Here is a 26,371-nt window from a genome sequence, read left to right as displayed (position 1 = left end):
TATTCTTTTATTTTTCAACAAAGGAGATTGTAGTAACCATTACACTTTTAATAGTAAAGGTCACAATCTCAAAATATCATCAAGGGTTTCTTTTATTTTTGAAACATCTTCTGCGGAAGCTGTTCCTATCCTTTTCTTGAACCGTAGTTTTGATAGTGTTCTAATTTGAAACACTAAGACTTCTGATGTCACTTCTAAACCATTGGTTTTGTTTGGTTTTAAAATAGGATGACCCTTATAACCCTTTAACGAACTTGTCAACGGACAGATAATCGCTAAATCAGAATTCGCATTCATCAAATTGCCGCTAATAACAATAGCAGGCCTATTTCCAGCTTGTTCGTTTCCTTTAATAGGATCGAGATATACATTCCATATTTCCCCTTGTCTCATTGCTTCTCGAGTTCCTTTAAAATTCGCATATAATCTTCCAAACCTTCTTCAGCAAGTGAAAGCATTTCTGGATCCTTTGCAGCACGTTGAAACGACTTGGCGTACTCAGCGCGCTTTATTTGGTCCAAATAATATTCCAATGCCTTCTCTATAATTTTATTCTTTGGAAGCTTTAACTTTTTTGCTGTCTCAGCGAGATCTTCCAGCAATTTATCTGGTAATGATGATGTGAATGTTGCCATTTTATATTTATTTATTATAAATATAATCAATATTTATGTTATTTAATTCAATCTTAAATCTCAATATTTCCAAAAAAACTATTTATAATGGAATGCGCATGAATTAGTGGTTTCTACTATTTATCATGAGATTCCTGCCTTCGCAGGAATTAGACACGTTCTATTATAGCCGCATAACCCTGACCCACGCCAATACACATGGTAATCAACGCATAGCGTTTTCCGGTTTCTTTCAACTCCAAAGCTGCGGAATATGTTATTCTAGTTCCCGTGACACCAAGCGGATGGCCAATAGCGATGGATCCACCGTTGGGATTCAATCTTGGGTCATCGTCTGCCAATCCCCAAGCTCTTGTGCATGCCAACGCTTGTGCTGCAAAAGCTTCGTTGAGCTCGATGACATCCATGTCGGCCATAGTTAATCCAGCTTTTTTCAATGCTTTATTCGAGGCTTCCACAGGGCCAATACCCATGATTCTCGGCTCCACACCAACAACGGCCGAACTTACAATGCGCGCCAATGGCGTTAGATTATATTTTTTTATAGCATCTTCCGAAGCTATAATTGTAGCGGCCGCACCATCATTTAATCCAGATGAATTTCCAGCGGTAACACTTCCTCCTTCAGATTTGAAAGCGCCACGCAATTTTCCTAAAACTTCTAAAGACGTACTTGGTTTTACAAATTCATCTTTTGAAAATTTTATTGGATCCATCTTTCGTTGTGGAATTTCAACCGTTATGATTTCTTTTGATAAACGTCCATTTTCTTGTGCTTTAGCCGCTTTCATCTGACTCCAATAAGCGAATTTATCTTGATCTTCTCTTGAAATATTATATTTCTCGACCAAGTTTTCCGCCGTTTGGCCCATGCCATCCGTTCCATATAGTTTTTGCATTTTCGGATTGACAAATCGCCAACCAAAACTCGAATCATACATTTGGGCATCTGTACCGAATGCACTCGACGGTTTTGCGACAATGTATGGGCCGCGGGTCATATTTTCAACGCCTCCAGCAATAAACACATCGCCATCGCCTGCTTTTATCGCACGATTGGCATGAATGATTGCGGACAAACCTGAACTACATAAACGGTTGACGGTTTCGCCAGGAACTGTAAATGGCAGTCCTGCCAAAAGTGCGGACATTCTAGCCACATTTCGGTTGTCCTCTCCTGCTTGATTGGCACAGCCCAAAATAACATCGTCATAGGCATCTTTTGGGATATTCGGATTTCGCTTTACGATTTCCTCAATGACTAATGCTCCTAAATCGTCAGTTCTTACAACGGATAATGTGCCTTGATAACTTCCTATTGGTGTTCTGATTCCGTCTATGATGTATGCTTCCATTAAATATTGTTGATTGTTGATCAATGATTTCTGATTTTTGAAGTAAGCATTCAAGACCTCTTCAATAAATAAATTCCCATCATTAATTTTTTAATTTCTAGATTTTATCGATTCAATTCCGAAAACGTATCGCCTTGTTTGATATCGCCAGTTTTGTATCCTTTTAAGAACCAAAACTTACGTTGTTCTGAAGTGCCATGGGTAAAGCTATCTGGTTGCACATTACCCTGAACTCTTCTTTGAATGGCATCATCGCCCACCGCATTTGCAGCACTCAAAGCCTCGTCAATATCGCCTTCTTCCAAATACTTCTGATTGTAATGCGCCCAAACTCCTGCGTAAAAATCGGCTTGAAGCTCTTGTGCTACTGATAATCGATTGGCTCCTGCAGCATTAGTTTGTTGTTGCATTTGACGGACTTTCTGAGAGGTTCCGAGCAAGGTTTGGACGTGATGTCCAATTTCGTGAGCGGTCACATAAGCCATCGCGAAGTCGCCACCTTTAGCTCCGAATCGCGATTGCAATTCGTCAAAAAATGCCAAATCCATATACAGTTTTTGGTCTGCCGGACAATAAAATGGCCCCGCAGAAGAACTTGCATTGCCGCATCCCGTACTGACAGCATCAGTAAATAAAACCATACCTGGCTTATCATAATTACCAATATTATTTTCTGTAAATATTTGGCTCCAAGTATCCTCGGTACTTGCCAAAATTCTCTTAAAAAGAACGCCCGTCTCCTTTTCTTTTGCAGTTAACTCCCTTTGTTCTGTTGGTTGGGAAACGGGTTGTCGGGATACGCCTTCAAGAATCGGCGCTAATTGCTGACCGGTTTCGCCGCCAAAAAGCTGGAGCAAAACTACTACAATAGCGATGATTCCACCACCAGCAGCTAATTTCCCTTTGGAACTCATCCCACGACGGTCTTCCAAATTCCCACTTTGTCTTCTACCTTCCCATTTCATATGATTTATTGTTTAGTGTTTATACCTCTAATTTACTAAATTCATAAAAATTTATAGGCTATTCTTCCCAATTTTTGCTGGTTCGATAGACCACACCTTTAAAAAGAGCAACCAATTCATCGCCTCGTTTGACTTCAATAATATTAAAGCCCAATTTATTTTTAACGTTTTCAATCACCGATTCAGCGATTAAATAATCCCCTTCAATTAATGCTTCAATATGGTTGATGCTGGTTTCAATGGAAACCGCATATTTTCCATGCGTATTTGCAGCAAAACCAAAAGCGGTATCTGCTAATGAATAGCTAATACCTCCATGCGCTTTCCCCATACTGTTGAGCATTTCTTTACGAATGGTCATAGCGACTTTACATCTGCCGATCTCACATTCTAGAATTTCGATGCCGAGCCAGGAGCTGAAGGGATCGAGTGATAGCATTTTATAGGGTATTTTATTTCCGTTCATTTAATTTATTTTTGATTGAAGATTAACGATTTTTGATTGTTGAAGTGTATAACTTCTTAAATCAAAAATCAGCATTCAGCAATCGTTAATCAAAAAACCTCAAACCTGATTTATTCATTCTCCTCAACAACGGACTACAGCGGTACCTATCTTCTCGATATTCATCGTACAATTCGTCCATTTTATTGACACACCAATCGATTCCCTTTTCATCTGCCCAAGCCAACAAGCCTTTCGGATAGTTGACGCCTTTGGTCATGGCGTTATCAATATCTTCTGCGGAAGCGATATTCCAGAATAAAGCATCGGCTGCTTCGTTAATGAGCATGACCAGGACACGGTCGAATATTTGTTGTGGCAAGTTTTTATCATGTGAGCCCTTCCCTTGATAGTAATCACGTTCAAGAATGACGATCGCTCCATTTTTATCATAATCATAATAGCCTTTTCCTGATTTCCTGCCCAAATAACCCGCTTCTGAAAAACGTTTTTGAGTGAAGGATGGCTTATATCTTGGATCAAAATAAAATGCAGTGAACACCGTTTCTGTGACCGTATAATTGACATCATTCCCAATAAAATCCATGAGTTCAAAAGGCCCCATTCGGAAACCCCCTAAAGTTTTCATGCTCTCATCAATGGTATGAAAATCGGCAATGCCTTCTTCATAAATCCGTAGAGCTTCTCCATAAAATGGTCTTGCCACACGATTCACGATAAATCCAGGAGTATCTTTTGCAACGGCGACCACTTTTTTCCAATCAGAAATAATCTTTACTGATTTTTCAAGAACTTCTTTTGAGGTTTGTATAGCCGGAATAACTTCTACCAACTGCATCAATGGCGCGGGATTGAAAAAATGAATCCCAATACAACGTTCTGGTCTATTTAAGGAAGCCGCAATCGAAGCAATGGACAAACTTGAGGTGTTTGATGCGATGATACAGTTATCAGACACATAAGTTTCCAATTCGGAAAAGACTTTTTTCTTAATGTCCAGATTTTCAATAATAGCTTCAATTGTCAGATCGGAATCTGATAAATCCTTTAAATTATTTACGTAAGAAATGTTATTTTGAATTCGTGCTTTTTCTGTAGAATCAATACGTTTTTTTTCAACTAATCGCGACAGAATTTTCTCCAAAGCTACTTTTGCTTTATCCAAGGCTTCTTGATTGGTGTCGTATAATTTCACTTGACAGCCAGATGTTGCTGCTACTTGTGCGATGCCGCTGCCCATGGTTCCTGAGCCGAGAATTCCGATCAATTTGATTGTTGATTGTTGATTGCTGATTTTTGATTTTTGATTTGTCATAAATATATTATTTCAGCTTTAAGGATGCAGTTTTTATACTAACAACAAAAATAGAAATGAGTTCGTCGTTTTCTTTTATTAATTTATCTAAGCCTTCAATGTCTAAAATAAGCTGAGCACCTTTTTGGATTTTCATGTTAACTAAACACTCGCGAAGTTCTTTCAAGCAAATTTTCATTTTATGAAGAAAATCTCTAGAAGATTCGCCACCTCTCGCCTCTCCATAATTTAAAGCTGCTGAAGTTGCAGATCTTATGAGTTGTTTTGCCAAATGTTCTGATGCGAATGAATTGTCGATCTTCTTGCAAATCAGAATGACATCGATAGCAAACTGAATAAGTCGCTCTTCTAATTGGTTTGGTCTCATATTCCTAATTTATTACTTCAAAAAATCAAAAATCGTAAATCTTCAATCACAAATCATTTACCTTTAAAATTAGGCTGTCTTTTTTCAATAAACGCAGCAACACCTTCGGCATAATCTTCAGTTTGCGCGGCTTCAATTTGCAATTTAGATTCTAAAGCTAATTGAGCTTCCAAATCATTGGTCATCGATTTATTGAATAATTCTTTAATCAGTCCTAAAGCTTTTGTTGGCATATTAGCGAGTTTTAAAGCTAGTTCGCTGACGTCAGCCTCAAAAAACTCTAAAGGAATAACTTTATAAATCATTCCCATTTTTTCAGCTTCTTCTGCAGATACTTTATCGCCTAACATGGCAATTGCTAAAGCTTTTTGAAAACCAATCAATCGTGGTAAAAAGAAGGTTCCAGCGCTATCGGGTACCAAACCAATAAGACTGAATGCTTGTATAAAACTTACTTTTTCGTGAGCGACAACAATATCGCAGGCCAAAGCAATATTTGCCCCTGCTCCTGCAGCAACACCATTTATAGCGCCAATGATTGGTTTTTTAATAGATCGAATTCTCGTGATTATAGGATTGTAATGCTCTTCGAGAATCTTTTTGAAACCTGGATTTAATTCTGGCGATGTGACTTCTTTTAAGTCTTGACCCGCACAAAATGCTTTTCCGTTTCCTGTAAGAACAATTGCTCTTACGGCATCATTTTTCTCACAAGCATCTAAAGTATCCTGAAGCAAAAATGCCATTTCACGATTGAAACTGTTGAAGACCTCTGGCCGGTTGAGCGTGATGGTGGCGACACCGTTTTTAATATCTAGTAAAATTGATTTCATTTTATATGATTTTTGATTGAAGATTAACGACTTTTGATTGTTGAACTATCTCACTTCTTAAATCAACAATCATAAATCAGCAATCGTTGATCTTTTTATTTTAAACATTTAAAGTAATCAAAAGGCTCATGACAATCGTTGCACTGAAATTGTGCTTTGCATGCCGTTGAACCAAATTGACTTACCAATCTCGTATTTATGGATCCACATTGTGGACATTTAACTAAGCGCTTTCCGTGCAATAACACATCTTTATCCGCTTCTGCGTTTAATGGCGCTGCAATGCCATAATCTTCCAGAGACTTTCTTCCTCTTGGGGTAATCCAATCTGTTGTCCAAGCTGGCGAGAGAATTAATTCGACTTCTGAATGGTATCCTGCTTTTTTTAAAGCTGCTTTAATATCATCGCCAATCACATCCATTGCTGGGCAACCACTGTAAGTTGGTGTGATTTGAACTTTCACGATGTCATTTTCAATAACCGCAGATCGTACCACTCCCATATCCATTATTGAAAGGACTGGGATTTCTGGATCGGAAACCGCTTCCAGGATCGCGATCAGTTTTGGGTCGATATGTTGTTCTGTGCTTGTCATGATTTATTTAAGATTGAAGATTAACGATTTTTGATTTTTGAAGTCCTTCTAAAATCAACAATCAAAATTCAGCAATCAACAATGCTCTACCATTCCATATTAGGATACGTGCGTTGCATGTATTGCAATTCGGCCAATAAAAACCCCATGTGTTCGGTATGAATGCCCTGCTTTCCTCCTTTTTGGAAGTATTTTGATTCGGGAATAGTCAAAGTGGCTTCTTCCAAAACGCTATTTATTTTTGTGTAATATTTTTCTTTTAATTTTGTGACATCTACACCAATTCCTTCCTGAACCATGGCTTTATCGGCTTCGGTTTGATGGAATAACTCATCGGTATATGTCCATAAGTCGTTGATGGCATTTTGTGTTTTTTGTTGACTTTCATCGGTTCCGTCGCCCAATCGCTTGATCCAATCGGTTGAAAAACGCTGATGATAGCTCACTTCTTTAACCGATTTTGTAGCAATTGCCGCCAACGTTAAATCCTTGCTTTTCTGTAATTCGGTTAAAAACAGTAAATGATACACATCAAATAAAAAATGACGCACCATGGTGTAAGCAAAATCTGTGTTAGGCTGTTCCACCAACAAGACATTTACATACTCGCGTTCTTTGCGAAGCATGGCGATATCGTCTTCGTTCCGACCATCTCCTACAAGTTTTGCCGCGTATTGGTAATAGCTGCGCACTTGTCCAAATAAATCGAGGGAGATATTTGTGCAAGCGATATCAGTTTCCAAACTTGGCCCATGTCCGCAGAGTTCGCCCATGCGTTGACCGAGGATGAGACTGTTGTCGGCGATTCCGAGGATGTAGTTATATAAATTATCTTTCATAATTAAATTGAAGTTGAAATCGAACTTGAAATTGAAGGGCTTCGTCTAATTCTTCTAAATTGAAATTGAAGTCGAAATTGAACCTAAAAAAATCCAGTTGTTTCTTTTATATTTTCTATTTAATATTTTTTATTCTTGTTACTATGATTCTGATCAGTTGGTCATTTTCATCTTTTAATGACACTAGACTATCTTCAGAAAACAATTTTGCTTTCGTTTGAATATTGAGATTTCGATGACATTCTCTTAATTCCTTTAAGCATATTCTCAACTTATTTATTTTATCCTTATCAGTTCCGGCACCTAAAACCTCTCCATAATTCAAAGCTGACGAGCAAGAGGAACGAATGAGTTGTTTTGCTAAATAATCTCCTGCGTATGACAATGGTTTTTTGTCATAGAGCAGAATTATTTTGTCGCGAAATCCTCTAAACGCTCACTCAAATCAAATTTATTCTCGCTCATTTTTTGAATTTCAATTTAACTTCAGTTTGAATTTCAATTTCGATTTCAACTTCTTTGTTACATATATTTCACTTCATCAGGCAACTCGTAAAATGTTGGATGACGGTAAACTTTATCTTGTGCCGGTTCAAATAATTCGCCGTTGTGTTCTGGATTTGAAGCTGTGATGTTTTTGGATTCTACGACCCAAATACTGACACCTTCATTTCTTCTGGTGTACACATCGCGTGCGTTTTCCAAGGCCATTTCTGCATCTGCTGCGTGCAGACTTCCGAAATGACGATGTTCCAATCCGTTTTTACTTCTGACGAAGACTTCCCAAAGTGGCCACTGTTTCGTTGACATATATTATCTGGTTAAATTGAAATCGAAATTGAAGTTGAAATTGAACATCCTTCGATTTCAACTTCAATTTCATTTTCAAGCTCTTTATTAGACTACTTGTTTTTCTTTTCTGTTTGCTATCTTTTCGGCATGTGCCATGGCCGCATCACGAACCCATTCGCCACGCTCCCATGCGCCTACTCTTGCTTTCATGCGTTCTTTGTTCATTGGCCCATGACCTTTGACGACTTGCCAAAATTCGTCCCAATTAATTTCTCCAAAATCGTAGCTGCCACGTTCCTCGTTCCATTTTAAGTCGGGATCAGGAATGACCAATCCGATTAAATCTGCTTGTGGAACGGTTTGATCGATAAATTGTTGACGTAATTCATCATTGGTTTTACGTTTCAATTTCCATTTCATGGATTGCTCGGTATGCACGGATTCTGCATCTGTTGGCCCTAACATCATCAAACTTGGCCACCACCATCGGTTTAAGGCATCTTGCGCCATTTCCTTTTGTTCGGGCGTGCCACTCATCAATTTTATCATGATTTCATAACCTTGACGTTGATGAAAACTTTCCTCTTTACAAACCCTTACCATTGCTCTCGCATAAGGCCCGTAAGACGTGCTACACAACGGCACTTGATTGATAATAGCTGCACCATCAACCAACCAGCCAATGGCGCCCATATCGGCCCAAGTAACAGTTGGATAATTGAAAATGGAAGAGTATTTTGCTTTTCCAGAATGGAGTTGTTCGTATAATTCCTCACGGGAAATCCCTAAAGTTTCGGTGGCAGAATATAAGTATAAACCATGACCAGCTTCATCTTGGACTTTTGCCAACAAGGCTACTTTTCGTCGTAATGAAGGCGCTCTTGTAATCCAATTGCCTTCTGGAAGCATGCCCACAATTTCGGAATGCGCATGTTGAGACATCTGACGAATATGGGTCTGACGGTACTTTTCGGGCATCCAATCTTTAGGTTCGATTTTTTCGTCTCTTGCGATCCGTGCTTCGAACTGCTTTTCTAGATTTAAAATTTGTTCTTCACTCATGGTTCTTAATATTAGTGAAATGTTATTTAATGTTCGGAGTTGCGTTAGGGATTACTCGCTCATTCTTATTTGATATATAAGAGCTCGTGAATGCTCCGCATTTGAGGCCACATCCATTTTTGTTTTTCACAAAAAAGATATAGCGGAAAGCCCGACCCTTTTTAGGGTAACGCCCAAGTTAATATTCTAATTATACATCAAAATCAACCACGACCTTTTTACTCGTCGGCACGGCTTGACAGCTCAACACATAATTCTGCTCGACTTCCTTGTCGGCAAGTGCGTAATTCTTTTTCATTTTCACCGATCCTTCGATGACTTGACACTTGCAGGTGCTGCAAACGCCGCCTTTGCAAGCGAACGGCAAATCGGCTCCAGCAGCCAAGGCACCATCGAGAATAGTATCGAAATCGTCATCCATAATGAAATGAAATTCTTTTCCGCCATCAATAATGGTTACCTGCGTGCCATCAATTCTTTGTTCGAGGATATCGGCAATATGTTTATTTTCTTCAGCTGAACTGCCTGTAAAGAACAGTTCGTAATGAATATTATCCTTGGACATTCCTGCCGCTTGCAATTCGTCGCGAATCAAGAAAATCATCTCTTGAGGCCCGCAAATAAAGGCGTGGTGCGTATCGGGAACATCAATAAATGTGCGGGTCAATATTGCCAGTTTTTCTTTGTCAAAACGACCATTCAAAAATGGAATATCACGATGTTCTCTAGTTAAAAAATAAAACACCTGAAACCTGTCAAAGAACTCGTTTTTAAGTTGTTCGATTTCCTCCTTAAAGATAATGGATTTTACAGTTCGGTTCAAGTAAAACAGCTTAAACGTGCTGTTTGGCTCCTGGTGCAAATGGGTTTTGATGATGGATAACAACGGTGTAATCCCGCTCCCAGCAGCAAATGCGATGTAATTATTATGCGCTGCAACGTTGACACCCACCGTAAATTCGCCATGTGGTTCCATGACCTCGAGGGTGTCGCCTTTTTTTAATTCATAAAGCGCATAATTGGAAAAAACTCCATTGCGAATGGTTTTTACGGCCACTTTCCACTCACCATCCAAAGGACTTGAGCATAAAGAGTAATTGCGCCGAATATCCGCGCCATTGATTTGCTTTCGCAGCGTCAAATGTTGACCGTGTTTGTATTTGAATGCCTCCTTGAGATGATCAGGAACTTCAAAAGAAATGACGACGCAATCCTTTGTTTCCTTATAAATGTCGGCCACTTTCAGCTTGTGGAATTTTGCCATAATCCTGTCCCTAAGCCTTTCCAAAGGAAAGGACATAGGCGTTAAATTTAATTAGTTGTCCTTTTATCAAAACCTACAAGGTTAAAAAAGCTTGTAAGCCTCAAACTAACACTTGTTAGTTTGAGTGACAAATTTACAAAATTAATTATTAACTATTTGTTAATTCCGTAGATGAGGACATCACTCAGATTTTGGGTTAACTCTTTAAGATTAATTTCCTCCTTTTTGGGGATCCATAAATACAGTGAACGCAGGGTAGAAAGTATTGAAAACATTACGACTTCTGCATTTGTCTCGATGATTTCACTGGAGGAAATTCCAGTTTTAATAATATCCACAAAATCTTGCTCATATTTTTTTCGGAGTTGCAAATAATACTCCAATTGATCTTCTAAATGCATCCAATCATTGTTTAAGGATGCCATACCATAGGTGTTATTCGTCGTAATATGGACATGAAGCTCGACAATCAACTTCAACTTTTCGATGGTGCTATGCTTTGATTTTTTAATCAAATCCATGCCTTGTGTAAATTCTTCGGCCAACGAAATGATGATGGCTTTTAAAATATCCTGTTTGGAATTGATATGATTGTAAAGGCTGGCAGCTTTCATGCCCATTGCCGTCGCCAAATCGCGCATGGTTACCGCACTATAGCCTTTTTCTTTAAAAAGTTTGGTGGCTGTAACTATAATTTCTTCTCTGCGTGTAACTTCTGTAACCAAGGGTTCTAATTTAAAATTCTAAGTTTGTCAATAATATGTAAATTTAAACAAAAGAAAACTATGGGAATTTTTGATTTTTTATTCGGGAACAAAAAGAAAAACATAAAGGAATTTTTAGACAAAGGCGCCATCATTTTGGATGTCAGAACCAAAGGAGAATGGGATAATGGTCATATTGAAAGCGCCAAACACATTCCGTTGGATCAGTTGAGAAATAACGTTGCAAAAATCCAGAAAATGAACAAACCTGTTATCACCTGTTGTGCAAGCGGCGCACGTTCAGGTCAAGCAACGCAAATTTTAAAATCGAATAATATTGAGGCTATAAATGGTGGTGGATGGTCGAGTTTGCAGAGGAAAATCCTCTCCTAAATCCTCCGAAGGAGAGGACTTTTTAAGTAGATCAAATTGTGATGTTAGCGCACTGATTATCAAACACCGCTTCTAAGTCTTAAAGTTTGATGTTTTGTAAATCGTCAGATGATTTGATGGAATTACCTTCATACTGCAGTGTCCATCCCAAAGTATTTGTTAAAATAAAGAATTTTGACAATTCACTGATCAAACGATTTTGCGCGTTACTCTTTAAGTTAGAGGCTTCGATTTTTTTCATCAGCTGCCCGTTCACTTTATCCTTGATCTTATTATAATCTTCCGCTTTAAACGGATTTAGGAAATCGGCGGTTACATCATAATATTCAAAATCGGGGCTGATCTTGATCTCTTCTTTTGGAATGCTTAAAATTTTGAGCGTTTTGGTACTTTCATCCACTTCATATTCTATCTGGCTCAAATCATATGAAACCGTGACGTCAGCATTAACAACTACTAAAGCTTTCTTTTCCACATTGACCAAATTGGCAAAAACGGCCTTGGAGTTTTTATAGGTAAACACTTGACTGAAATGCCCTTCCGTGACCACCAATTTGCTCACATTTCGGATTTGCTCTTGTATGAGTGCAGAATTCTCATGCAGTATGGTTTCTTCCTTATCGTTAAAAAAATAACGATACCCAAACATGACCAACAAAACCAAAATTAAAACATATAGGAGTTTCCGCATTTTCTTAGAGCTATTTATTTAAAACATTCAATCCCGAAGCTTCGGGATTGAAAAATTTATAGTTTGGAGATTTTACTTTGTTTTGAGTTCTAATTTTTCTGCAAAATAATCACAGAAATCCCGCATGGTGGCGGTCATTTTTTCATCTTCAGTGGCACGATGGAAGGTATTGCTCATTTCGACCAAGGTTTGATGAAAAAACAACTTCATTTCATCTACGGGCATATCTTTAGTCCAAAGATCGATACGCAACGTTTCTTGTGCTTCACTATCCCAAACTGAAAGCATCATCGCTTTAGCTTCTTCATTTTTGATGCCACCATCTTGAGCAGTCCAGCTCAATTTTTCAGGCACTCGATTTTCATCCAATTCAACGAATAATTCGATAGTTGATTTTATAGTATTTGACATTATTTACGGGGTTTATATTTAGAATTATTAAAAATATCTTCAGCATTCATTTTCAACATATCCATGAAGCTGACCTCATTGTTTTTCATGTAAGACCTAACGATTTGCCAACCGATGTACTGACCGATTCTGTCTGGAGACTCACTATCCAGTTCCAAATAAAATTTTGAAAAAGGAGCATCTGCAATAAATCGGCCTGCCAAACTATTATCGGTACTGAACAAAAGTTCGCGTTCAATAAAGTAGCGCCACACTTCACTTTCATTTTCTATAACCCATTCCAGTTGCGCCTCGGTATAGCCTATTTTTTCAGCATCTGACTTAAACGGGATCATTTTATCCTTAAAATAGAGCTCCTTACCATAGTAAATCATATCATCCAAAAGCGTCTTTGATTTATTTTGAAGAATATAATGTTCTGAATAGTCTGAGGCCAAATCACTCACAATTTGAGACCGCTCCATTCTTAAGGTCAAATACCTCTGAATACCTTCATAGAAATGATGATCAGCGCCCAAATAAGTATCTAAAGAAATCAGTACAATGGTATCTGTTACAATGGTTTTATTTCGATAATCCACATCTGAAGTGACCGTAATAATGCGCGGCACTTTAAATATTTTATCATAATATTTCAAATGTTGAAAAAGCGATCTAATATCGTCTTCCACATCATCAAACTTGGCAAAGGTTTTTTTGACTTCACTCGACAGCTCCTTCTGCAGCGTGTCATTCATGCGCTCAATCCATATAGAATCAGGAATGCGCTCTGAAAATAAAAAAGGATAGGCGGCTTTCAATTTTGGCAAATCCGCTGGTTTAGCGTCCGCAAAAGCCAAATCAAAACGCTCCACATTAACGTCAACATCAATTTTAGAAATTTCACTTTCCAGTTGATTGTCTTTTTTACAAGCGTTAAAAAAAAGCAAAAGGACAATTAGAAAACCGACATTCTTCATAGATGATTTTTAAAGGTCTTTAATTTTTATTACTTCAGTGTTTACTTTATTTTTGTTGTACAAAGGTAGTATTCTTTGTGTTAAATCTTCCTAAAATGCAAACAGAAAAAGTTATTGATCACATTGTAAACTGGTTAAAAGAGTACGTCTCCAACGCTCATGTCAATGGTTTTGTTGTCGGAATTTCTGGCGGAATTGATTCTGCAGTAGTCTCTACATTATGTGCCAAAACAGGTTTGGATGTTTTATGTATTGAAATGCCTATACATCAACCAGAAAGCCATGTATCCAGAGGTCAAGAACACATTAAACAGCTCAAAGCCAATTTTCCAAATGTGTCGGATAATTTAGTGGATTTAACGCCCGTTTTTGAAGAATTTAAAAGACAGGTTTCTTTAGATGGAAAACCAGATATAGTCGACATGGCGCTTGCCAATACACGTGCGCGCTTAAGAATGACGACGCTTTATTACCATGCCGGATTAAAAGGCTTATTGGTTGCAGGAACAGGAAACAAGATTGAAGACTTTGGCATTGGGTTTTACACCAAATATGGTGATGGCGGCGTCGATTTAAACCCCATCGCAGATTTGCTGAAAACCGAGGTTTACGCCATTGCCAAGGCATTGGGCATTACGGACTCTATTATTAATGCAGCGCCAAGTGATGGCCTGTTTGGCGATGATAGAAGTGACGAAGATCAAATTGGCGCGTCTTATTCCGAATTGGAATGGGCGATGGAAATGAAAGAAAACGGTAAAACTGCAACTGACTTCGAGGACAGAAAACGTGAGGTTTTTGAACTCTTTTCAAGACTCAATAAAATCAATCAGCATAAAATGATTCCGATTCCAATATGCAAAATCCCTAAAAATTTAAAATAATCTCAACTATCATTCCTATAATTGATTGAATGTTCACGAAACTTATTGAGTTTCGTGTTTTTTTTTATATATTTACGTAGGACATCTCCCAATCCTGAACTGACCTTCTTACGTACACTTACTTACGTAACCAATTTAATAATAGAACATTATGATTAAGGTTTTGGTTGTTGACCACCATCCCATTGTCAGAGCAGGATTAAAACTACTTTTTGACACGGATCCAGATATTGAAGTCGTTGGAACTATTGGAACGGGTATTGAAATTTTTGAATTTATCCGACGCTTTCCTGTTGATGTTATAATCTCTGAAATTGATTTGCCCGAGCTGAATGGCATTACCGCTTTAAGAGCCATTAAAAAAGAGCATACCGACTTAAAAGTGATCATGTTCAGTCATCATCCTGAAGAAATTTATGCTATCAGCACGATTAAAGCAGGTGCCTCTGGTTATCTTTCAAAATCAGTGGATACTAAAACCATTAAGGAGGCGGTATTAAAAGTGTATAATGGTGGTATCTATTTGAGTGAGAACATGGCCAAACACTTGAATTATGATGACACCAAGAACAGCAAAAGCAAACTTTACAAACGTCTATCGACCAGAGAAGTCGAAGTATTGAAATTATTATCGTCCGGAAAGAAAAACAAGGAAATTGCTCAAGAGCTCGACATCAACGAAAAAACGGTCAGCACCTATAAAGCGCGGCTTTTCAAAAAACTGAATGTGACCAATTTAGTAGATTTGATTCATCAAGCAAAACATATAGGCACCGTTTAAATTTTGCCACCCACTACTTTTCCGAGTTTTTTTGACAAGAGTGTTTTTAGTCTTAAGTAGTCTCTAACATCTTCCATTACGGCGAGCGTATTTACATCGGGCTTTCTCGTTTCGTTTTGGTATTCCACAACTTTTTGATCTATTAGAAAACATCTTAAACTCAAAATCGTTTGAGTAACCAATTGTGCGATACTCTCATTTTTTTCTTTGGGAACGATATGATTTCGCTCCCAATCATGCAATACATAACGCTCATCATCCATCAAAATAGTGGTCACTTCATTGGCCATGTTCTGATCGAGCTTATTAATAAAGTCCTTTAGCTGAAAGTCTGTGGCTTGGTGCAGCGCATCAATAATAACATAATATAAATTTTTGAAGCGCTCGTCAGAAAACTGCATTTCATCTTCCTGCAAGTCTAAATAGATTTTCTCAAATACTTTTGCTTGCTGAATGACAGGTTCCATTTTTAATTCGCCTGTTTTCTCATCTTCTTTCATGACCAAGTCCTCAAAATCTTCAGTTTCGTTGCCATAAAGCAATAAGATCTCGATGATTTTTAGCTCCAATTCATATTGATGATTGACTTTCTTTGCGGCCGGTTCTGATCTAAAAACTTCAAAAGGCACTTGATTTGGATCAGGTGGCCTGCTCAATTCCTTACTTTCTTTATTATTGATTTGCGCTAAAGTGGTAAATAAGACCTGCTCGCTAATGTCCATGATATTCGAACATTCCTTCACATAAATCTCACGCTTAATAGGATCAGGAATTTTTGAAATACTATTGACGATTTCCCGGATGGTATCCGCCTTTTTTATAGGATCGTTTTTGGCATCTTCAACCAACAACGAGGCTTTAAACTGAATGAAATCCATGGCCTTGTCATGAAGATAAGCGGAAAGCTCTTCAAAGGTATTTTTTCTTGCAAAGCTGTCCGGATCTTCGCCCGCGGGAAAAGAACAAACCTTAACATTCATTCCTTGCTCCAAAATTAAATCGATACCTCTTACCGAAGCTCGCAATCCCGCAGCATCCCCATCAAAAAGCACCGTGATATTTTTGGTTAAACGATTAATCAATCGAATCTGCTCGGGCGATAAAGCCGTTCCCGAAGATGCGACCACATTCTTAACGCCTGTTTGGTGGAATTGGATCACATCCGTATAGCCTTCTACCAAAAAACAATTGTCTTCTTTGGCGATAGATTGCTTGGCATGATATAATCCATACAGAATTTTACTCTTATGATACACTTCACTTTCAGGCGAATTCAGATATTTTGCCGCTTTTTTATCAGCTCCCAAGATTCGGCCTCCGAAACCTAAAACCCGTCCGCTCATACTTTGAATCGGAAACAAGACTCGACCTTTAAAGCGATCAAAACGTTTGTCATCCTTAACAATGGTCAATCCTGTTTTTTCAAGAAATTCGAGTTTGTAACCCTTTTTTAAAGCTTCATCCGTAAAGGCTTGCCATTCATCAAGTGCATAGCCCAAATCAAAGGTCTTTATGGTTTCAATGGTAAACCCACGCTCCTTAAAATAACTTAAGCCAATGGCTTTTCCTTGATCGGTTTTATGAAGCACTTTTTGGAAGTATTCACTGGCAAACTCGTTGACCAAAAAGAGACTTTCCCGTTCATTGGCTTCTTCTTTTTGCTCATTGGTCTGTTCGGTTTCCTCTATTTCAATATTGTATTTTTTGGCAAGATATCTGATCGCTTCAGGATAAGTGAAATGCTCATGCTCCATGATGAAAGTCACCGCATTTCCGCCTTTGCCACTACTAAAATCTTTCCAAATTTGCTTTACCGGACTCACGACAAAACTCGGCGAACGCTCGTCACTAAACGGACTTAAACCTTTATAATTACTGCCCGCTTTTTTGAGATTGACGAAATCGCCAATAACCTCTTCAACGCGAGCGGTTTCAAATACTTGTTCTATGGTGGATCTTGAAATCAAAGCTTAGTAGTAATTTTTTTGTAAAAATAGGACAATCAAAATTCATAAAGGACATATATTGCCGATGAGTTTATCGAAAAAAAATCAATTCCGTCCAGTTCTTAAGATAAATATAAACACTGACTTTACCGAAGATAATGCCATTTACATCATTAGCGTTGGCAGCAACATTTAAAATTAAAACAATGAAAAAAACACCTCGTTTTACAAGTAGATTAAGAACTAATATCGTTGAAGTACCAGAAATTATCAATACCTGTTCTGGAATCTATGTATTTGGTCAGCTATTAAAATCTTTTTTATTCAGTACTGATGTGGCGATCATCCGAAATACAAATTCCAACGCTATTATTGCAGTATATCCATTTACGCCGCAGCCCTTAATTTCTCATGCTTTGATTTTAGCGGCAGACAAACCTATCTTTTGTGGTGTCGGCGGCGGCATAACCACAGGCGATCGATCCATAGATCTTGCCATTGACGCAGAGTTCCAAGGTGCCTTAGGCGTGGTATTAAATAAACCTACGCCGAATGATTTGATCAAAAGATTAAAAGAAAAAATAGACATTCCAGTCGTCATTACCGTGGTTTCAGAAAATGACGATATCGAGGGACGCATAAAAGCTGGCGTCGATATTTTTAACGTGTCAGGCGCTGAAAAAACGTCGGATATTATAAAAAGAATCAGAGATATTAATAGCGATGTGGCGATCATTGCAACTAGCGGGAGATCTGATGATACTATTCAACTGGCCATTGAATCGGGAGCCAATGCCATTTCTTATACGCCTCCGACTACTGCAGAGTTATTCAAGGACATCATGATTCGCTATCGGAATGAATAAGTTTTTTGAACCATCAAGATCATTTAGGTATTAAGAAAATTAAGTCGTGTTGTTTTTAACTCAACCCTTAATGTCCTAAATTCCTTAATTTTTTCTTAATGGTTATATTTTTTTGAACCATTAAGGGATTAAGAAAATTAAGGTGCACTACTTTTTAAGGCAGCGCTTAATGAACTTAACTCCTTAATGGTTTAATTTTTGATTGTATTCCTTGAAACCTTAAGTGATTAATCTAAAGATCCCAACGCAGGCCCAAGGAAATATTATGCTGTGGCGTGACTTGATCCTTAAACAGTTCGTTCAGATTATATTTGGCATACACACTAAAATCTCCTACGCCAATATAACCGCTCAAACCATATACAAAATTGGACGTGTTGTAATCATTTTTTAATTTATCTTTTTGATTGCTACCATTCTCTCGGTATTTCAGTTTTTGCTGAGTGCTCAGATTAACCCCAGCGAAACCTCCAAGTCCAATCTTGAATTGATTAGCCGTAAAATACCTGATTCGATCATCATAGGTTTCTTTTTTTGAAGGCCCGAACTCAAAATGCAATGGAACGACCAAACTCGTAGTTCTGAATTTTGATTTCTTCAAATCCAATGGAAATTCTTCGAGCGTGGTTTCATTTCCATGATCCACAAAATAAAGATTATCTTTTATGGACAATTTATTCCACTGTAATGACAACCCATAATTGACCCTCACAAAATTTGAGTTTTTAAGTAATCGTGTATTCCACAGCCAACCCAGTTCCACAAAACCGGAACCGCCGATTTTATACGGGGAATCTTCTAAGCTTTGACCGTCAATGAGTGTGTTGTTAAAACCGATGGCGAATAAGAATTGGTTTTCAGTTCTGATATCATATTTAACTGGCTTATTGCTACCTTTTATGTAAAGTCCATTTTTTTTGCTAAATGAAGCTAGGAGATCGCTCTTCGTATTTCCATACGTTTGATAGGATTCGTCATTTCTCATAAGTAGATCAATTTGGTGGTCAATCATAGCCAGTCTACTCTCAATGTTTAATGCTCTTTTCTTAGCTGCTTCTTGTTTCAGTGCATCTGCTTTTGCTTTGGTGATTTTGCCCTTTTCCAATTGTTGATTAATGACTTCAACTTCGGATTTTAAGAGATTCCTTTCCTGTATGGCAATGGTGTCCTTATACTTTTCGAGATGCTCAAGTCGAATATCTTTGAGGGTTCTCTGAATAGTGTCCTGTGCGTGAACGTTGCTTAAAATGAGGCATAAGCTTGCCAGCACAATGATTTTTACAATTGTGTTCATAATGTTCGATTTTTGATTGATGAATTTTACTTTTGACTCTAAGATTAGCTTCGCTAAATCTGAGATTCCTGCCTGTGCAGGAATTCGGTTAATTATTCCGCTCTGCGACTGCCGTTATTACGGTTTCATAACTATTTTTTAAAGCTTCAAAGATTTTATCTCTAAACGATTTTTGCAAATCTGTTTCAACGTCTTGTAAAAGAGCGCTGGCATCCACCGTTCTCGTGCCCTCTTTTAAGATGGTTTGGAAAGTAATTTCCCTTTGGGCTTTTTGCAATAAAGCATCAATATCCGCGTCAGTTACCGTTTGGCCCTTGCTTTTCAAATCGTTTATTTGAGCAACAATCTCTGAGACTTTTTGATCTTCCAAGGTTTCTTTTTGACCGATTATTTCTAAAGACTCAAATGATTCTTGATTTTCATTTTTAGCAACGGCAAGATTTTGTTGTGTAGAAGTTGTTATATTTTTTTCGTTCGTTAAGAGTTCCTTTTTAGAGGCATTCCTTTCAAAAGACTCTGGAATTCCAACCTCTTGATTGGTCTTCACCAATTGCCTTTGTTCTGATGACTTCTCCATCGGTTGAATATGTTCCTCCATTTTTTGTTCTGTGTCAACTAAAACCGGATTTTGAGTGTCAAATGTGTTGTCATTAAAAAACAAAGTGATCATAAACAAAATAGCAACAACGCTAGCCGCAACACCCATCCACAAATACACCACTTTCCCTTTCTTTTTATCCGTGGCATCCAATCGGTCTGCCAAGGCATTCCATGAGGTGTCAGAGGGTTCGATGGTTCGTTTCTCAAGCGTCTCCTTAATATTATCTTCCCATTTCATCTGTCATAGTATTTATAAGGTTTGACTTATTAATTTTCTCCTGCAAAAGCTGTCTGGCTTTATACAACTGCGATTTTGAAGTGCCTTCATTGATATTCAACAAACTTGCAATTTCGCGATGTTTGTATCCTTCAATAGCATACATGACAAACACCATTTTATAGCCTTCAGGTAATTCGTCAATATATTGTTGAATCTCATTCACTTCGATGGCCGTTTGAATGTTGTTGATCTGTTCATGATGGACTTCAACATCTTCGACAGAAAACTCAATCTTCTTTTGTTGTCTTAAAAAGGAAATCGCTTCTCTGACCATGATTTTCCTGAGCCAGCCTTCGAAACTGCCTTCATTCTTGAAATTCGTCAGATGGGTAAAAGCTTTAAAAAATCCGTTCAACATGACATCTTCTGCCTTTTGAAGATCCTTTACATAATATCGACAAACGCTCAACATTTTTGGCGCATGCGTTTCATAAAGCATGTGTTGCGCTTCACGATTGTTTTTAGACGCTTTTTTTATAAGCTCGATATTGTTGTTATGTAATTGAATGACTTTCAAAAATTGGTTTATTAGGTCTTCTATTTATAAAGACGCAAAAGATGTGCAAAAGGTTGCCTGGGATTTTTGTTGGTTGTGGGGTTGTTTGTTGTTGAATTGTCGACTGATAAACGCAAAAACATATATGTCAACATATTACAAATAAAAATAACAACAATGTTTTTTTGAAAAAAATGCAGATACTTTAATAATAACCATATAAAAACTTCAAGCTCCGCGCTTCAAGCTTCATGCTTTCCCCTACTTCTTCCGATCAATCACATAATTGACCATGAGCAATAAAGAAGCTTTAAATTCAGATTCTGGATAGGTATCTAAAAGCACTAAAGCTTCTTCCTGAAATTCTAGCATCTTAGAAACGGCGTAATCCAGTCCGCCTTTACTTTTCACAAAAGCAATGACTTCTTTAACACGTTTTCTATCCTTATTATGTTTTTTGACCGAATTGATCAGCCAGGATTTTTCCTTTTTAGAAGAATTATTCAGAGCATAAATAAGTGGCAAGGTCATTTTTTGTTCCTTGATATCGATACCTGTCGGTTTGCCGATCGCTTCATTGCCATAATCAAACAAATCGTCCTTAATTTGAAAGGCCATACCGATAAGTTCTCCAAATTTGCGCATGGTTTCCACATCAGGCGAATTTGGTTTTACGGAAGCTGCACCGAGACTACAACACGCTGCAATGAGCGTTGCCGTTTTTTGACGGATGATTTCGTAATAAATGTCTTCAGTAATGTCCAGTTGACGTGCTTTTTCGATTTGAAGAAGTTCGCCTTCACTCATCTCCCGAACGGCTACGGAAATAATTTTCAGAAGATCAAAATCATTATTATCAATGGAAAGTAATAAACCTTTAGACAGAAGATAATCGCCAATAAGAACGGCAATTTTATTTTTCCATAAGGCGTTAATGGAGAAAAACCCACGGCGTCTGTTGCTGTCATCGACAACGTCGTCATGCACTAAGGTTGCAGTGTGGATTAATTCAATAACCGCAGCACCTCTATAAGTGCGTTCGCTAACATTCCCATTATTGACCATTTTCGCGACCAGAAACACAAACATAGGTCGCATTTGCTTGCCTTTTCTATTGACAATAAAAGTGGTAATCCTATTTAAAAGCGCCACTTTTGAAGACATTGAAAGGAGGAACTTTTGTTCAAAAAGTTCCATTTCATAGGCAATAGGTTGCTTTATTTGTTCTTCAATTTTCAAAGGGATGTGGTCATGCGGATTTCTACAGCAAACGTACTAAAAACGGGAATGATATGCTATTTTAAAGCTTAGAAAGTCGTGCTAAAAAGGCCTGAATACACGTTTTTGATAAATTCTTTAGGGTAGTAAAGATGTTTGAAGTCTATTTCAGAAAAGAAACAAGATTACCGCGTTCCTAGAATATAGACTTGGATAGGCAATTTATAAAAACATCATCCTTAGATTTTAACACGAAGTTAAAATGGTGTATTTAAAAAACTTCTGCTTGAAGAAAGTCTTTTGAAAATCAGACTAACCATTCAGAACTAGAAAAATTTAGCTTTTATTCGCCAGTTGACCACAGGCCGCGTCGATATCCTTACCTCTGGAGCGCCTTACCGTAACGGTAATATTGCTAGCTTCCAGCATGGAAATATACATCTCCAAAGCCGCATTATCCGCTTGTTGAAACTGGCCGTCATCAATAGGATTATATTCGATCAAATTGACCTTGCTTGGCGCGAATTTGCAGAATTGAATCAGCGCTTCCACATCTCTTTTGGTGTCATTAATCCCATCCCAAACCACATATTCATAGGTGATGGTGTTTTTTGTTTTGGCATACCAATATTCCAAAGCTTCCCTTAAATCAGAGAGTGGAAAATTAGCATTGAAAGGCATGATGGAAGTCCGGATTTCATCAATCGCAGAATGCAGAGAAACGGCGAGACCAAATTTCACTTCATCATCGGCCATTTTCTTGATCATTTTAGGCACGCCCGAAGTGGACACGATGATGCGTTTTGGAGACATCCCCAAACCTTCTGGAGACGTAATTTTATCAATGGCTTTTAGTACATTATTATAGTTCATGAGTGGTTCTCCCATCCCCATAAATACGATATTGCTTAAAGGTCGGTTGAAGTATAATCGGCTTTCTTTATCAATAGCGACGACCTGATCAAAAATTTCATCAGGATTGAGATTCCTCATGCGTTTGAGTCGTGCTGTGGCACAGAATTTACAATCGAGACTACAGCCCACTTGCGATGATACACACGCTGTAGTACGGCTTTTTGTTGGAATCAATACCGATTCCACGATCAGACCATCATGCAAACGAATGGCATTTTTAATGGTTCCGTCGTTGCTACGTTGCATTTGATCCACTTCAATATGATTGATAACGAAATGATCTTCCAACATCTGTCGGGTTTCCTTGGAAATGTTGGTCATGTCTTCAAACTTGTGAGCGCCTTTGCTCCACAGCCATTCATATACCTGATTCCCTCGGAATTCTTTATCACCTTGCGTGACGAAAAATTCGCGAAGTTGTTCTTTACTTAATGCTCGTATGTCTTTTTTTGTTATTTCCATTGCAGTTGCAAAAATAGTGAAAGGATTGACGCATTTTTGATAAGGTCATCTTAAAGTTTGAAAAAGAGCGAAGTTGCTTGCCCGTCCGTAGCTTTTGTGGAGGCGGGAAATCGAAATTGAACTTGAACTTGAACTTGAAACAAGAAACCTGAAACCTGAAACCCTAAAACGAAAAGCCCCATCATAACGACGAGGCTTTATCTGTATAAAATATATTATTTATAGGATCAACATCGCGTCTCCATAAGTATAGAAACGGTATTTTTCCTTAACAGCCTCTTCGTAAGCTTTCTTTATGAAATCATGACCTGCAAAAGCAGAAGCCATCATTAATAATGTCGATTTTGGTGTATGGAAATTGGTAATCATACAGTTGGCAATACTAAAGTCATACGGAGGGAAAATAAATTTATTAGTCCAACCTGAAAACTCATTCAGCGTTCCATTTGAAGATACTGCACTTTCAATAGCACGCATCGCCGTTGTACCTACAGCACAAACTCTTTTTTTATGAGATTTGGCATTATTGACAATATCAGCTGCTTCCTGAGTAACGAATGCCTCTTCACTGTCCATTTTATGTTTGGACAAATCTTCAACCTCAACCGGGTTAAACGTGCCTAAACCAACGTGAAGTGTTACTTCAGCAAATTCAATACCTTTAATCTCCAAACGCTTTAATAAATGTTTAGAAAAATGCAAACCTGCTGTTGGCGCAGCAACAGCTCCTTCTTTTTTAGCAAAAATAGTTTGATAGCGCTCTTCATCTTCTGGCTCAACCTCTCTTTTGATATATTTAGGAAGAGGTGTTTCTCCAAGCTCAGTTAATTTTTGGCGGAATTCTTTATAAGAACCATCGTACAGGAAACGCAAAGTACGGCCTCTGGAAGTCGTGTTATCAATAACCTCAGCAACTAAAGTCTCATCATCTCCAAAATACAATTTGTTACCAATACGTATTTTACGCGCCGGGTCAACCAAAACATCCCAAAGACGCTGCTCTTCATTTAGCTCTCTCAATAAGAACACTTCAATTCTCGCACCTGTTTTTTCTTTATTACCATATAAACGCGCCGGAAAAACCTTTGTATTATTAAGGATCATCACATCGCCTTCATCAAAATAATCGATAATATCCTTGAATAATTTATGCTCAATCGTCTGCTTCTTTCTGTCCAAGACCATCAAACGAGCTTCATCTCTGTTTTCGGCTGGGTATTCAGCTAATAATTCATCTGGAAGTTTAAAACCAAAGTGGGATAATTTCATACGTTTATATTTAATTTTTTTAAATGTTCAGATCTATCTGCCGACAGATCTCAAGAATCCATTTTCTATCACACGAGTAATGGGCACTAATTTATAAGTGCTTTATAACGCGCTATATAGATTTTTTTGCAAGCTGCAAATATACGACCTCAAAGTAGGCGTTGTCAAGTAAATGACCGTTTATTATTTTGCTATTTTAAAACCGATAGCTTTGAGGTCTTCCCAAAAGGTCGGATAGGATTTTGAAACAACCATGGCATCCTCGATTTGAAGGTTAGTTTTTAAACCTAACGGAGCAAAGGCCATCGCCATTCTGTGGTCGTGATACGTACCAATAGCCACATGATCAGTGATGTTGGCAGAAGATTTCAACTTTAAAGAATCATTTGTGATTTCAACCTGCGCCCCCAATTTTTCAAGTTCGGTTTTTAAGGCAACAAGTCGGTCGGTCTCTTTTATCTTTAAGGTATGAAGTCCAGTAAGATGACAGCCAACTCCCAAGCCAAAACAGGTCACGGCGATAGTTTGTGCGATGTCTGGCGCGTTTTTAAGTTGGCAGTCGACAGTCTGCAGTAGGCAGTCGGTCTTTTTTGAAAGGGTAATAGAGTTATTGTCGAAGGTTGTGACCACACCAAAATCGGTGTAAATAGTTGCCAAAACAGAATCCCCTTGTAAGCTATCTTTTTTGTAGGATGATAAAGTAATTTCTGTTCCCACCGGAGCTAATGCGACAATACTGTAAAAATAAGACGCCGATGACCAATCGCTCTCAACCGTCAAGGCTTTTTGATACGCGTTCAGACTTTTAAGCGGGCTTACTTTTATCTTATTGTTCTCAAAACTGGTTTCAACCGCAATTTGGTTAAGCAAATCCAAAGTCATGTTGATATAAGGCACGGAGGTAATTTCGCCTTCTAAAGTTAATTCCAATCCGTTGTTTAATTTTGGAGCAATCAACAAAAGCGCTGAAATATATTGACTACTCACGTTGGCCTTTAAAGTCACTTGATCTTTTAGAAGAGATTTACCGTTGATCCTTAAAGGCGGACAACCTTCAGCCTCCAAATAGGAAATATCAGCACCTAGCGCATTCAAAGCTTCAACTAAGACTTGGATTGGGCGTTCTTTCATTCGTGCCGATCCCGTAATCGTGATCTCTCTACCTTCTTGAGTCGAAAAAAATGCCGTCAAAAAACGCATCGCCGTTCCCGCATGATTGATATCAATTAGGTTTGATGTGGATTTCAATGCTTTTTGCATCACTTCTGAATCGTCAGAATTGGAGACATTCTGAATCTGCAATTCTGGATACAGCGCTTGCAAAAGCAATAATCTGTTGGACTCACTTTTTGAGCCGGTGATAACGATTTTAGGGGGATTTTCTACAAGCGTAGATTTATGAAGAGTTAACAACATTAGATTTTTGATTTACGATTTTTGATTTACGATTCACGAAATTAGAAAAGCTATGGCACAAAAGCACGAATAATAAGACATTTCTTGTTTGAACAGTAAGATCAAGTTAAAATTGAAGTTGAAGTTGAAATTGAAGTCGAAAACGATCAATGGTAATTTTGAAAATTTACATTATGATTTAAGTTACAACGATTGAAAACGAATAATGACCTGCCCGAACATTCCTTTTCGGAATGGGCGGGATAACGAATAACGAATAACGAATAACGAATAACGAATAACGAATAACGAATAACG

30 protein-coding genes are annotated in these 26,371 nt (G+C 38.0%); 4 read left to right on the top strand and 26 right to left on the bottom strand.

Translation table 11 applies throughout. From position 1 onward, the window contains the following. Positions 1–60: 60 nt before the first annotated feature. From ACOH2D_RS13530 to ACOH2D_RS13460, 15 genes are all read right to left on the bottom strand, one after another. On the bottom strand, positions 61–393 hold the full coding sequence (locus ACOH2D_RS13530) for a type II toxin-antitoxin system PemK/MazF family toxin (protein WP_449535427.1): 333 nt from the start codon (positions 391–393) through the stop codon (positions 61–63). Beyond that, positions 390–635 carry a ribbon-helix-helix domain-containing protein gene (locus tag ACOH2D_RS13525; protein WP_348036901.1) on the bottom strand — a complete coding sequence of 82 codons (246 nt, stop codon included), beginning with the start codon at positions 633–635 and terminating at the stop codon, positions 390–392. Before ACOH2D_RS13525 ends, ACOH2D_RS13530 begins: the two co-directional genes overlap by 4 nt. A 149-nt stretch (positions 636–784) precedes the next feature. Continuing rightward, on the bottom strand, positions 785–1,990 hold the full coding sequence (gene pcaF, locus ACOH2D_RS13520) for a 3-oxoadipyl-CoA thiolase (RefSeq protein WP_348036903.1): 1,206 nt from the start codon (positions 1,988–1,990) through the stop codon (positions 785–787). A gap of 104 nt (positions 1,991–2,094) precedes the next feature. Further along, a complete protein-coding gene (ypfJ, locus tag ACOH2D_RS13515) occupies positions 2,095–2,955 on the bottom strand; it encodes a KPN_02809 family neutral zinc metallopeptidase (protein ID WP_348036905.1) in 861 nt (286 codons plus the stop codon). Between the two features lie 58 nt (positions 2,956–3,013). Next, the gene (locus tag ACOH2D_RS13510) at positions 3,014–3,421 is read right to left on the bottom strand and encodes a PaaI family thioesterase (protein WP_449535428.1); all 408 of its coding nucleotides are present in this window, start codon (positions 3,419–3,421) and stop codon (positions 3,014–3,016) included. An 85-nt stretch (positions 3,422–3,506) separates the two neighbouring features. Next, positions 3,507–4,736, bottom strand: a complete 1,230-nt coding sequence (locus ACOH2D_RS13505; RefSeq protein WP_449535429.1) for a 3-hydroxyacyl-CoA dehydrogenase NAD-binding domain-containing protein — start codon at positions 4,734–4,736, stop codon at positions 3,507–3,509. 7 nt (positions 4,737–4,743) lie between these two features. Next, entirely contained in the window at positions 4,744–5,103 is a 360-nt protein-coding gene (locus tag ACOH2D_RS13500; protein WP_449535430.1) for a four helix bundle protein, read from the bottom strand. 53 nt (positions 5,104–5,156) lie between these two features. Next, positions 5,157–5,936, bottom strand: coding sequence for an enoyl-CoA hydratase-related protein (locus ACOH2D_RS13495; RefSeq protein WP_348035692.1), 780 nt, complete (start codon positions 5,934–5,936; stop codon positions 5,157–5,159). 95 nt (positions 5,937–6,031) lie between these two features. Continuing rightward, positions 6,032–6,532, bottom strand: a complete 501-nt coding sequence (paaD, locus tag ACOH2D_RS13490; RefSeq protein ID WP_348035690.1) for a 1,2-phenylacetyl-CoA epoxidase subunit PaaD — start codon at positions 6,530–6,532, stop codon at positions 6,032–6,034. An 86-nt stretch (positions 6,533–6,618) separates the two neighbouring features. Beyond that, the gene (gene paaC / locus ACOH2D_RS13485) at positions 6,619–7,371 is read right to left on the bottom strand and encodes a 1,2-phenylacetyl-CoA epoxidase subunit PaaC (protein WP_449535431.1); all 753 of its coding nucleotides are present in this window, start codon (positions 7,369–7,371) and stop codon (positions 6,619–6,621) included. A 115-nt stretch (positions 7,372–7,486) separates the two neighbouring features. Beyond that, positions 7,487–7,756, bottom strand: coding sequence for a four helix bundle protein (locus ACOH2D_RS13480; protein WP_449535432.1), 270 nt, complete (start codon positions 7,754–7,756; stop codon positions 7,487–7,489). Between the two features lie 137 nt (positions 7,757–7,893). Next, a complete protein-coding gene (gene paaB, locus ACOH2D_RS13475; RefSeq protein ID WP_449535433.1) occupies positions 7,894–8,181 on the bottom strand; it encodes a 1,2-phenylacetyl-CoA epoxidase subunit PaaB in 288 nt (95 codons plus the stop codon). Positions 8,182–8,268: 87 nt separating this feature from the next. Then, a complete protein-coding gene (gene paaA / locus ACOH2D_RS13470; RefSeq protein ID WP_449535434.1) occupies positions 8,269–9,225 on the bottom strand; it encodes a 1,2-phenylacetyl-CoA epoxidase subunit PaaA in 957 nt (318 codons plus the stop codon). Positions 9,226–9,415: 190 nt separating this feature from the next. Next, entirely contained in the window at positions 9,416–10,489 is a 1,074-nt protein-coding gene (gene paaE, locus ACOH2D_RS13465; RefSeq protein ID WP_348037204.1) for a 1,2-phenylacetyl-CoA epoxidase subunit PaaE, read from the bottom strand. 152 nt (positions 10,490–10,641) lie between these two features. After that, positions 10,642–11,214, bottom strand: a complete 573-nt coding sequence (locus ACOH2D_RS13460) for a TetR/AcrR family transcriptional regulator (RefSeq protein ID WP_348037202.1) — start codon at positions 11,212–11,214, stop codon at positions 10,642–10,644. 60 nt (positions 11,215–11,274) lie between these two features. Between ACOH2D_RS13460 and ACOH2D_RS13455 the strand changes: the two genes are divergently transcribed. After that, positions 11,275–11,586 (top strand): rhodanese-like domain-containing protein, encoded by a 312-nt coding sequence (locus ACOH2D_RS13455; RefSeq protein WP_348037200.1) that lies wholly within the window; start codon positions 11,275–11,277, stop codon positions 11,584–11,586. A 79-nt stretch (positions 11,587–11,665) separates the two neighbouring features. On the opposite strand, the gene ACOH2D_RS13450 is transcribed toward ACOH2D_RS13455, so the two are convergent. From ACOH2D_RS13450 to gldB, 3 genes are all read right to left on the bottom strand, one after another. Beyond that, complete coding sequence (locus tag ACOH2D_RS13450; protein WP_449535435.1) at positions 11,666–12,277, bottom strand: DUF4230 domain-containing protein; 612 nt, start codon at positions 12,275–12,277, stop codon at positions 11,666–11,668. Between the two features lie 72 nt (positions 12,278–12,349). Continuing rightward, positions 12,350–12,688, bottom strand: coding sequence for a gliding motility protein GldC (gldC, locus tag ACOH2D_RS13445; protein WP_449535436.1), 339 nt, complete (start codon positions 12,686–12,688; stop codon positions 12,350–12,352). Continuing rightward, a complete protein-coding gene (gene gldB / locus ACOH2D_RS13440) occupies positions 12,688–13,647 on the bottom strand; it encodes a gliding motility lipoprotein GldB (RefSeq protein WP_449535437.1) in 960 nt (319 codons plus the stop codon). Before gldB ends, gldC begins: the two co-directional genes overlap by 1 nt. A gap of 95 nt (positions 13,648–13,742) precedes the next feature. Between gldB and nadE the strand changes: the two genes are divergently transcribed. Both nadE and ACOH2D_RS13430 read left to right on the top strand, forming a co-directional pair. Continuing rightward, positions 13,743–14,531: an NAD(+) synthase gene (gene nadE / locus ACOH2D_RS13435; RefSeq protein ID WP_348037192.1), complete on the top strand. Its 789-nt coding sequence runs from the start codon at positions 13,743–13,745 to the stop codon at positions 14,529–14,531. A 151-nt stretch (positions 14,532–14,682) separates the two neighbouring features. Further along, positions 14,683–15,312 (top strand): response regulator, encoded by a 630-nt coding sequence (locus ACOH2D_RS13430; protein ID WP_348037190.1) that lies wholly within the window; start codon positions 14,683–14,685, stop codon positions 15,310–15,312. Here the strand turns inward: ACOH2D_RS13430 and dnaG are convergent. Beyond that, on the bottom strand, positions 15,309–17,279 hold the full coding sequence (gene dnaG, locus ACOH2D_RS13425) for a DNA primase (protein WP_348037188.1): 1,971 nt from the start codon (positions 17,277–17,279) through the stop codon (positions 15,309–15,311). The genes ACOH2D_RS13430 and dnaG overlap by 4 nt on opposite strands. Before the next feature lie 185 nt (positions 17,280–17,464). Between dnaG and ACOH2D_RS13420 the strand changes: the two genes are divergently transcribed. Beyond that, complete coding sequence (locus ACOH2D_RS13420; protein ID WP_348037186.1) at positions 17,465–18,124, top strand: hydrolase; 660 nt, start codon at positions 17,465–17,467, stop codon at positions 18,122–18,124. Between the two features lie 232 nt (positions 18,125–18,356). On the opposite strand, the gene ACOH2D_RS13415 is transcribed toward ACOH2D_RS13420, so the two are convergent. The 7 genes from ACOH2D_RS13415 to ACOH2D_RS13385 all read right to left on the bottom strand — a co-directional run bounded on the left by ACOH2D_RS13415 (position 18,357) and on the right by ACOH2D_RS13385 (position 26,074). Next, a complete protein-coding gene (locus tag ACOH2D_RS13415) occupies positions 18,357–19,418 on the bottom strand; it encodes a hypothetical protein (RefSeq protein WP_449535438.1) in 1,062 nt (353 codons plus the stop codon). A gap of 88 nt (positions 19,419–19,506) precedes the next feature. Then, a complete protein-coding gene (locus ACOH2D_RS13410; protein ID WP_348062807.1) occupies positions 19,507–20,256 on the bottom strand; it encodes a hypothetical protein in 750 nt (249 codons plus the stop codon). Continuing rightward, on the bottom strand, positions 20,240–20,815 hold the full coding sequence (locus ACOH2D_RS13405; protein ID WP_348062808.1) for an RNA polymerase sigma factor: 576 nt from the start codon (positions 20,813–20,815) through the stop codon (positions 20,240–20,242). The genes ACOH2D_RS13410 and ACOH2D_RS13405 overlap by 17 nt, the downstream gene beginning before the upstream one ends. Before the next feature lie 240 nt (positions 20,816–21,055). Continuing rightward, entirely contained in the window at positions 21,056–22,033 is a 978-nt protein-coding gene (locus ACOH2D_RS13400; protein WP_449535439.1) for a polyprenyl synthetase family protein, read from the bottom strand. Between the two features lie 315 nt (positions 22,034–22,348). Further along, on the bottom strand, positions 22,349–23,389 hold the full coding sequence (gene rlmN / locus ACOH2D_RS13395) for a dual-specificity RNA methyltransferase RlmN (protein ID WP_449535440.1): 1,041 nt from the start codon (positions 23,387–23,389) through the stop codon (positions 22,349–22,351). 219 nt (positions 23,390–23,608) lie between these two features. Then, the gene (gene queA, locus ACOH2D_RS13390) at positions 23,609–24,658 is read right to left on the bottom strand and encodes a tRNA preQ1(34) S-adenosylmethionine ribosyltransferase-isomerase QueA (protein WP_348036484.1); all 1,050 of its coding nucleotides are present in this window, start codon (positions 24,656–24,658) and stop codon (positions 23,609–23,611) included. 183 nt (positions 24,659–24,841) lie between these two features. Continuing rightward, the gene (locus tag ACOH2D_RS13385; RefSeq protein WP_449535441.1) at positions 24,842–26,074 is read right to left on the bottom strand and encodes a 3-phosphoshikimate 1-carboxyvinyltransferase; all 1,233 of its coding nucleotides are present in this window, start codon (positions 26,072–26,074) and stop codon (positions 24,842–24,844) included. Positions 26,075–26,371: the final 297 nt, after the last annotated feature.

Source organism: Gelidibacter sp. (assembly GCF_053579655.1).
This window is presented reverse-complemented; position numbering and strand designations above follow the sequence as displayed.

What these genes read in the sequence shown, in the direction of transcription:
- ACOH2D_RS13530 (WP_449535427.1), bottom strand. Translation starts at nt 393, where the DNA reads ATGAGACAAGGGGAAATATGGAATGTATATCTCGATCCTATTAAAGGA.
- ACOH2D_RS13525 (WP_348036901.1), bottom strand. Translation starts at nt 635, where the DNA reads ATGGCAACATTCACATCATCATTACCAGATAAATTGCTGGAAGATCTC.
- pcaF (WP_348036903.1), bottom strand. Translation starts at nt 1,990, where the DNA reads ATGGAAGCATACATCATAGACGGAATCAGAACACCAATAGGAAGTTAT.
- ypfJ (WP_348036905.1), bottom strand. Translation starts at nt 2,955, where the DNA reads ATGAAATGGGAAGGTAGAAGACAAAGTGGGAATTTGGAAGACCGTCGT.
- ACOH2D_RS13510 (WP_449535428.1), bottom strand. Translation starts at nt 3,421, where the DNA reads ATGAACGGAAATAAAATACCCTATAAAATGCTATCACTCGATCCCTTC.
- ACOH2D_RS13505 (WP_449535429.1), bottom strand. Translation starts at nt 4,736, where the DNA reads ATGACAAATCAAAAATCAAAAATCAGCAATCAACAATCAACAATCAAA.
- ACOH2D_RS13500 (WP_449535430.1), bottom strand. Translation starts at nt 5,103, where the DNA reads ATGAGACCAAACCAATTAGAAGAGCGACTTATTCAGTTTGCTATCGAT.
- ACOH2D_RS13495 (WP_348035692.1), bottom strand. Translation starts at nt 5,936, where the DNA reads ATGAAATCAATTTTACTAGATATTAAAAACGGTGTCGCCACCATCACG.
- paaD (WP_348035690.1), bottom strand. Translation starts at nt 6,532, where the DNA reads ATGACAAGCACAGAACAACATATCGACCCAAAACTGATCGCGATCCTG.
- paaC (WP_449535431.1), bottom strand. Translation starts at nt 7,371, where the DNA reads ATGAAAGATAATTTATATAACTACATCCTCGGAATCGCCGACAACAGT.
- paaB (WP_449535433.1), bottom strand. Translation starts at nt 8,181, where the DNA reads ATGTCAACGAAACAGTGGCCACTTTGGGAAGTCTTCGTCAGAAGTAAA.
- paaA (WP_449535434.1), bottom strand. Translation starts at nt 9,225, where the DNA reads ATGAGTGAAGAACAAATTTTAAATCTAGAAAAGCAGTTCGAAGCACGG.
- paaE (WP_348037204.1), bottom strand. Translation starts at nt 10,489, where the DNA reads ATGGCAAAATTCCACAAGCTGAAAGTGGCCGACATTTATAAGGAAACA.
- ACOH2D_RS13455 (WP_348037200.1), top strand. Translation starts at nt 11,275, where the DNA reads ATGGGAATTTTTGATTTTTTATTCGGGAACAAAAAGAAAAACATAAAG.
- ACOH2D_RS13450 (WP_449535435.1), bottom strand. Translation starts at nt 12,277, where the DNA reads ATGCGGAAACTCCTATATGTTTTAATTTTGGTTTTGTTGGTCATGTTT.
- gldC (WP_449535436.1), bottom strand. Translation starts at nt 12,688, where the DNA reads ATGTCAAATACTATAAAATCAACTATCGAATTATTCGTTGAATTGGAT.
- gldB (WP_449535437.1), bottom strand. Translation starts at nt 13,647, where the DNA reads ATGAAGAATGTCGGTTTTCTAATTGTCCTTTTGCTTTTTTTTAACGCT.
- nadE (WP_348037192.1), top strand. Translation starts at nt 13,743, where the DNA reads ATGCAAACAGAAAAAGTTATTGATCACATTGTAAACTGGTTAAAAGAG.
- ACOH2D_RS13430 (WP_348037190.1), top strand. Translation starts at nt 14,683, where the DNA reads ATGATTAAGGTTTTGGTTGTTGACCACCATCCCATTGTCAGAGCAGGA.
- ACOH2D_RS13420 (WP_348037186.1), top strand. Translation starts at nt 17,465, where the DNA reads ATGAAAAAAACACCTCGTTTTACAAGTAGATTAAGAACTAATATCGTT.
- ACOH2D_RS13415 (WP_449535438.1), bottom strand. Translation starts at nt 19,418, where the DNA reads ATGAACACAATTGTAAAAATCATTGTGCTGGCAAGCTTATGCCTCATT.
- ACOH2D_RS13410 (WP_348062807.1), bottom strand. Translation starts at nt 20,256, where the DNA reads ATGAAATGGGAAGATAATATTAAGGAGACGCTTGAGAAACGAACCATC.
- rlmN (WP_449535440.1), bottom strand. Translation starts at nt 23,389, where the DNA reads ATGGAAATAACAAAAAAAGACATACGAGCATTAAGTAAAGAACAACTT.
- queA (WP_348036484.1), bottom strand. Translation starts at nt 24,658, where the DNA reads ATGAAATTATCCCACTTTGGTTTTAAACTTCCAGATGAATTATTAGCT.
- ACOH2D_RS13385 (WP_449535441.1), bottom strand. Translation starts at nt 26,074, where the DNA reads ATGTTGTTAACTCTTCATAAATCTACGCTTGTAGAAAATCCCCCTAAA.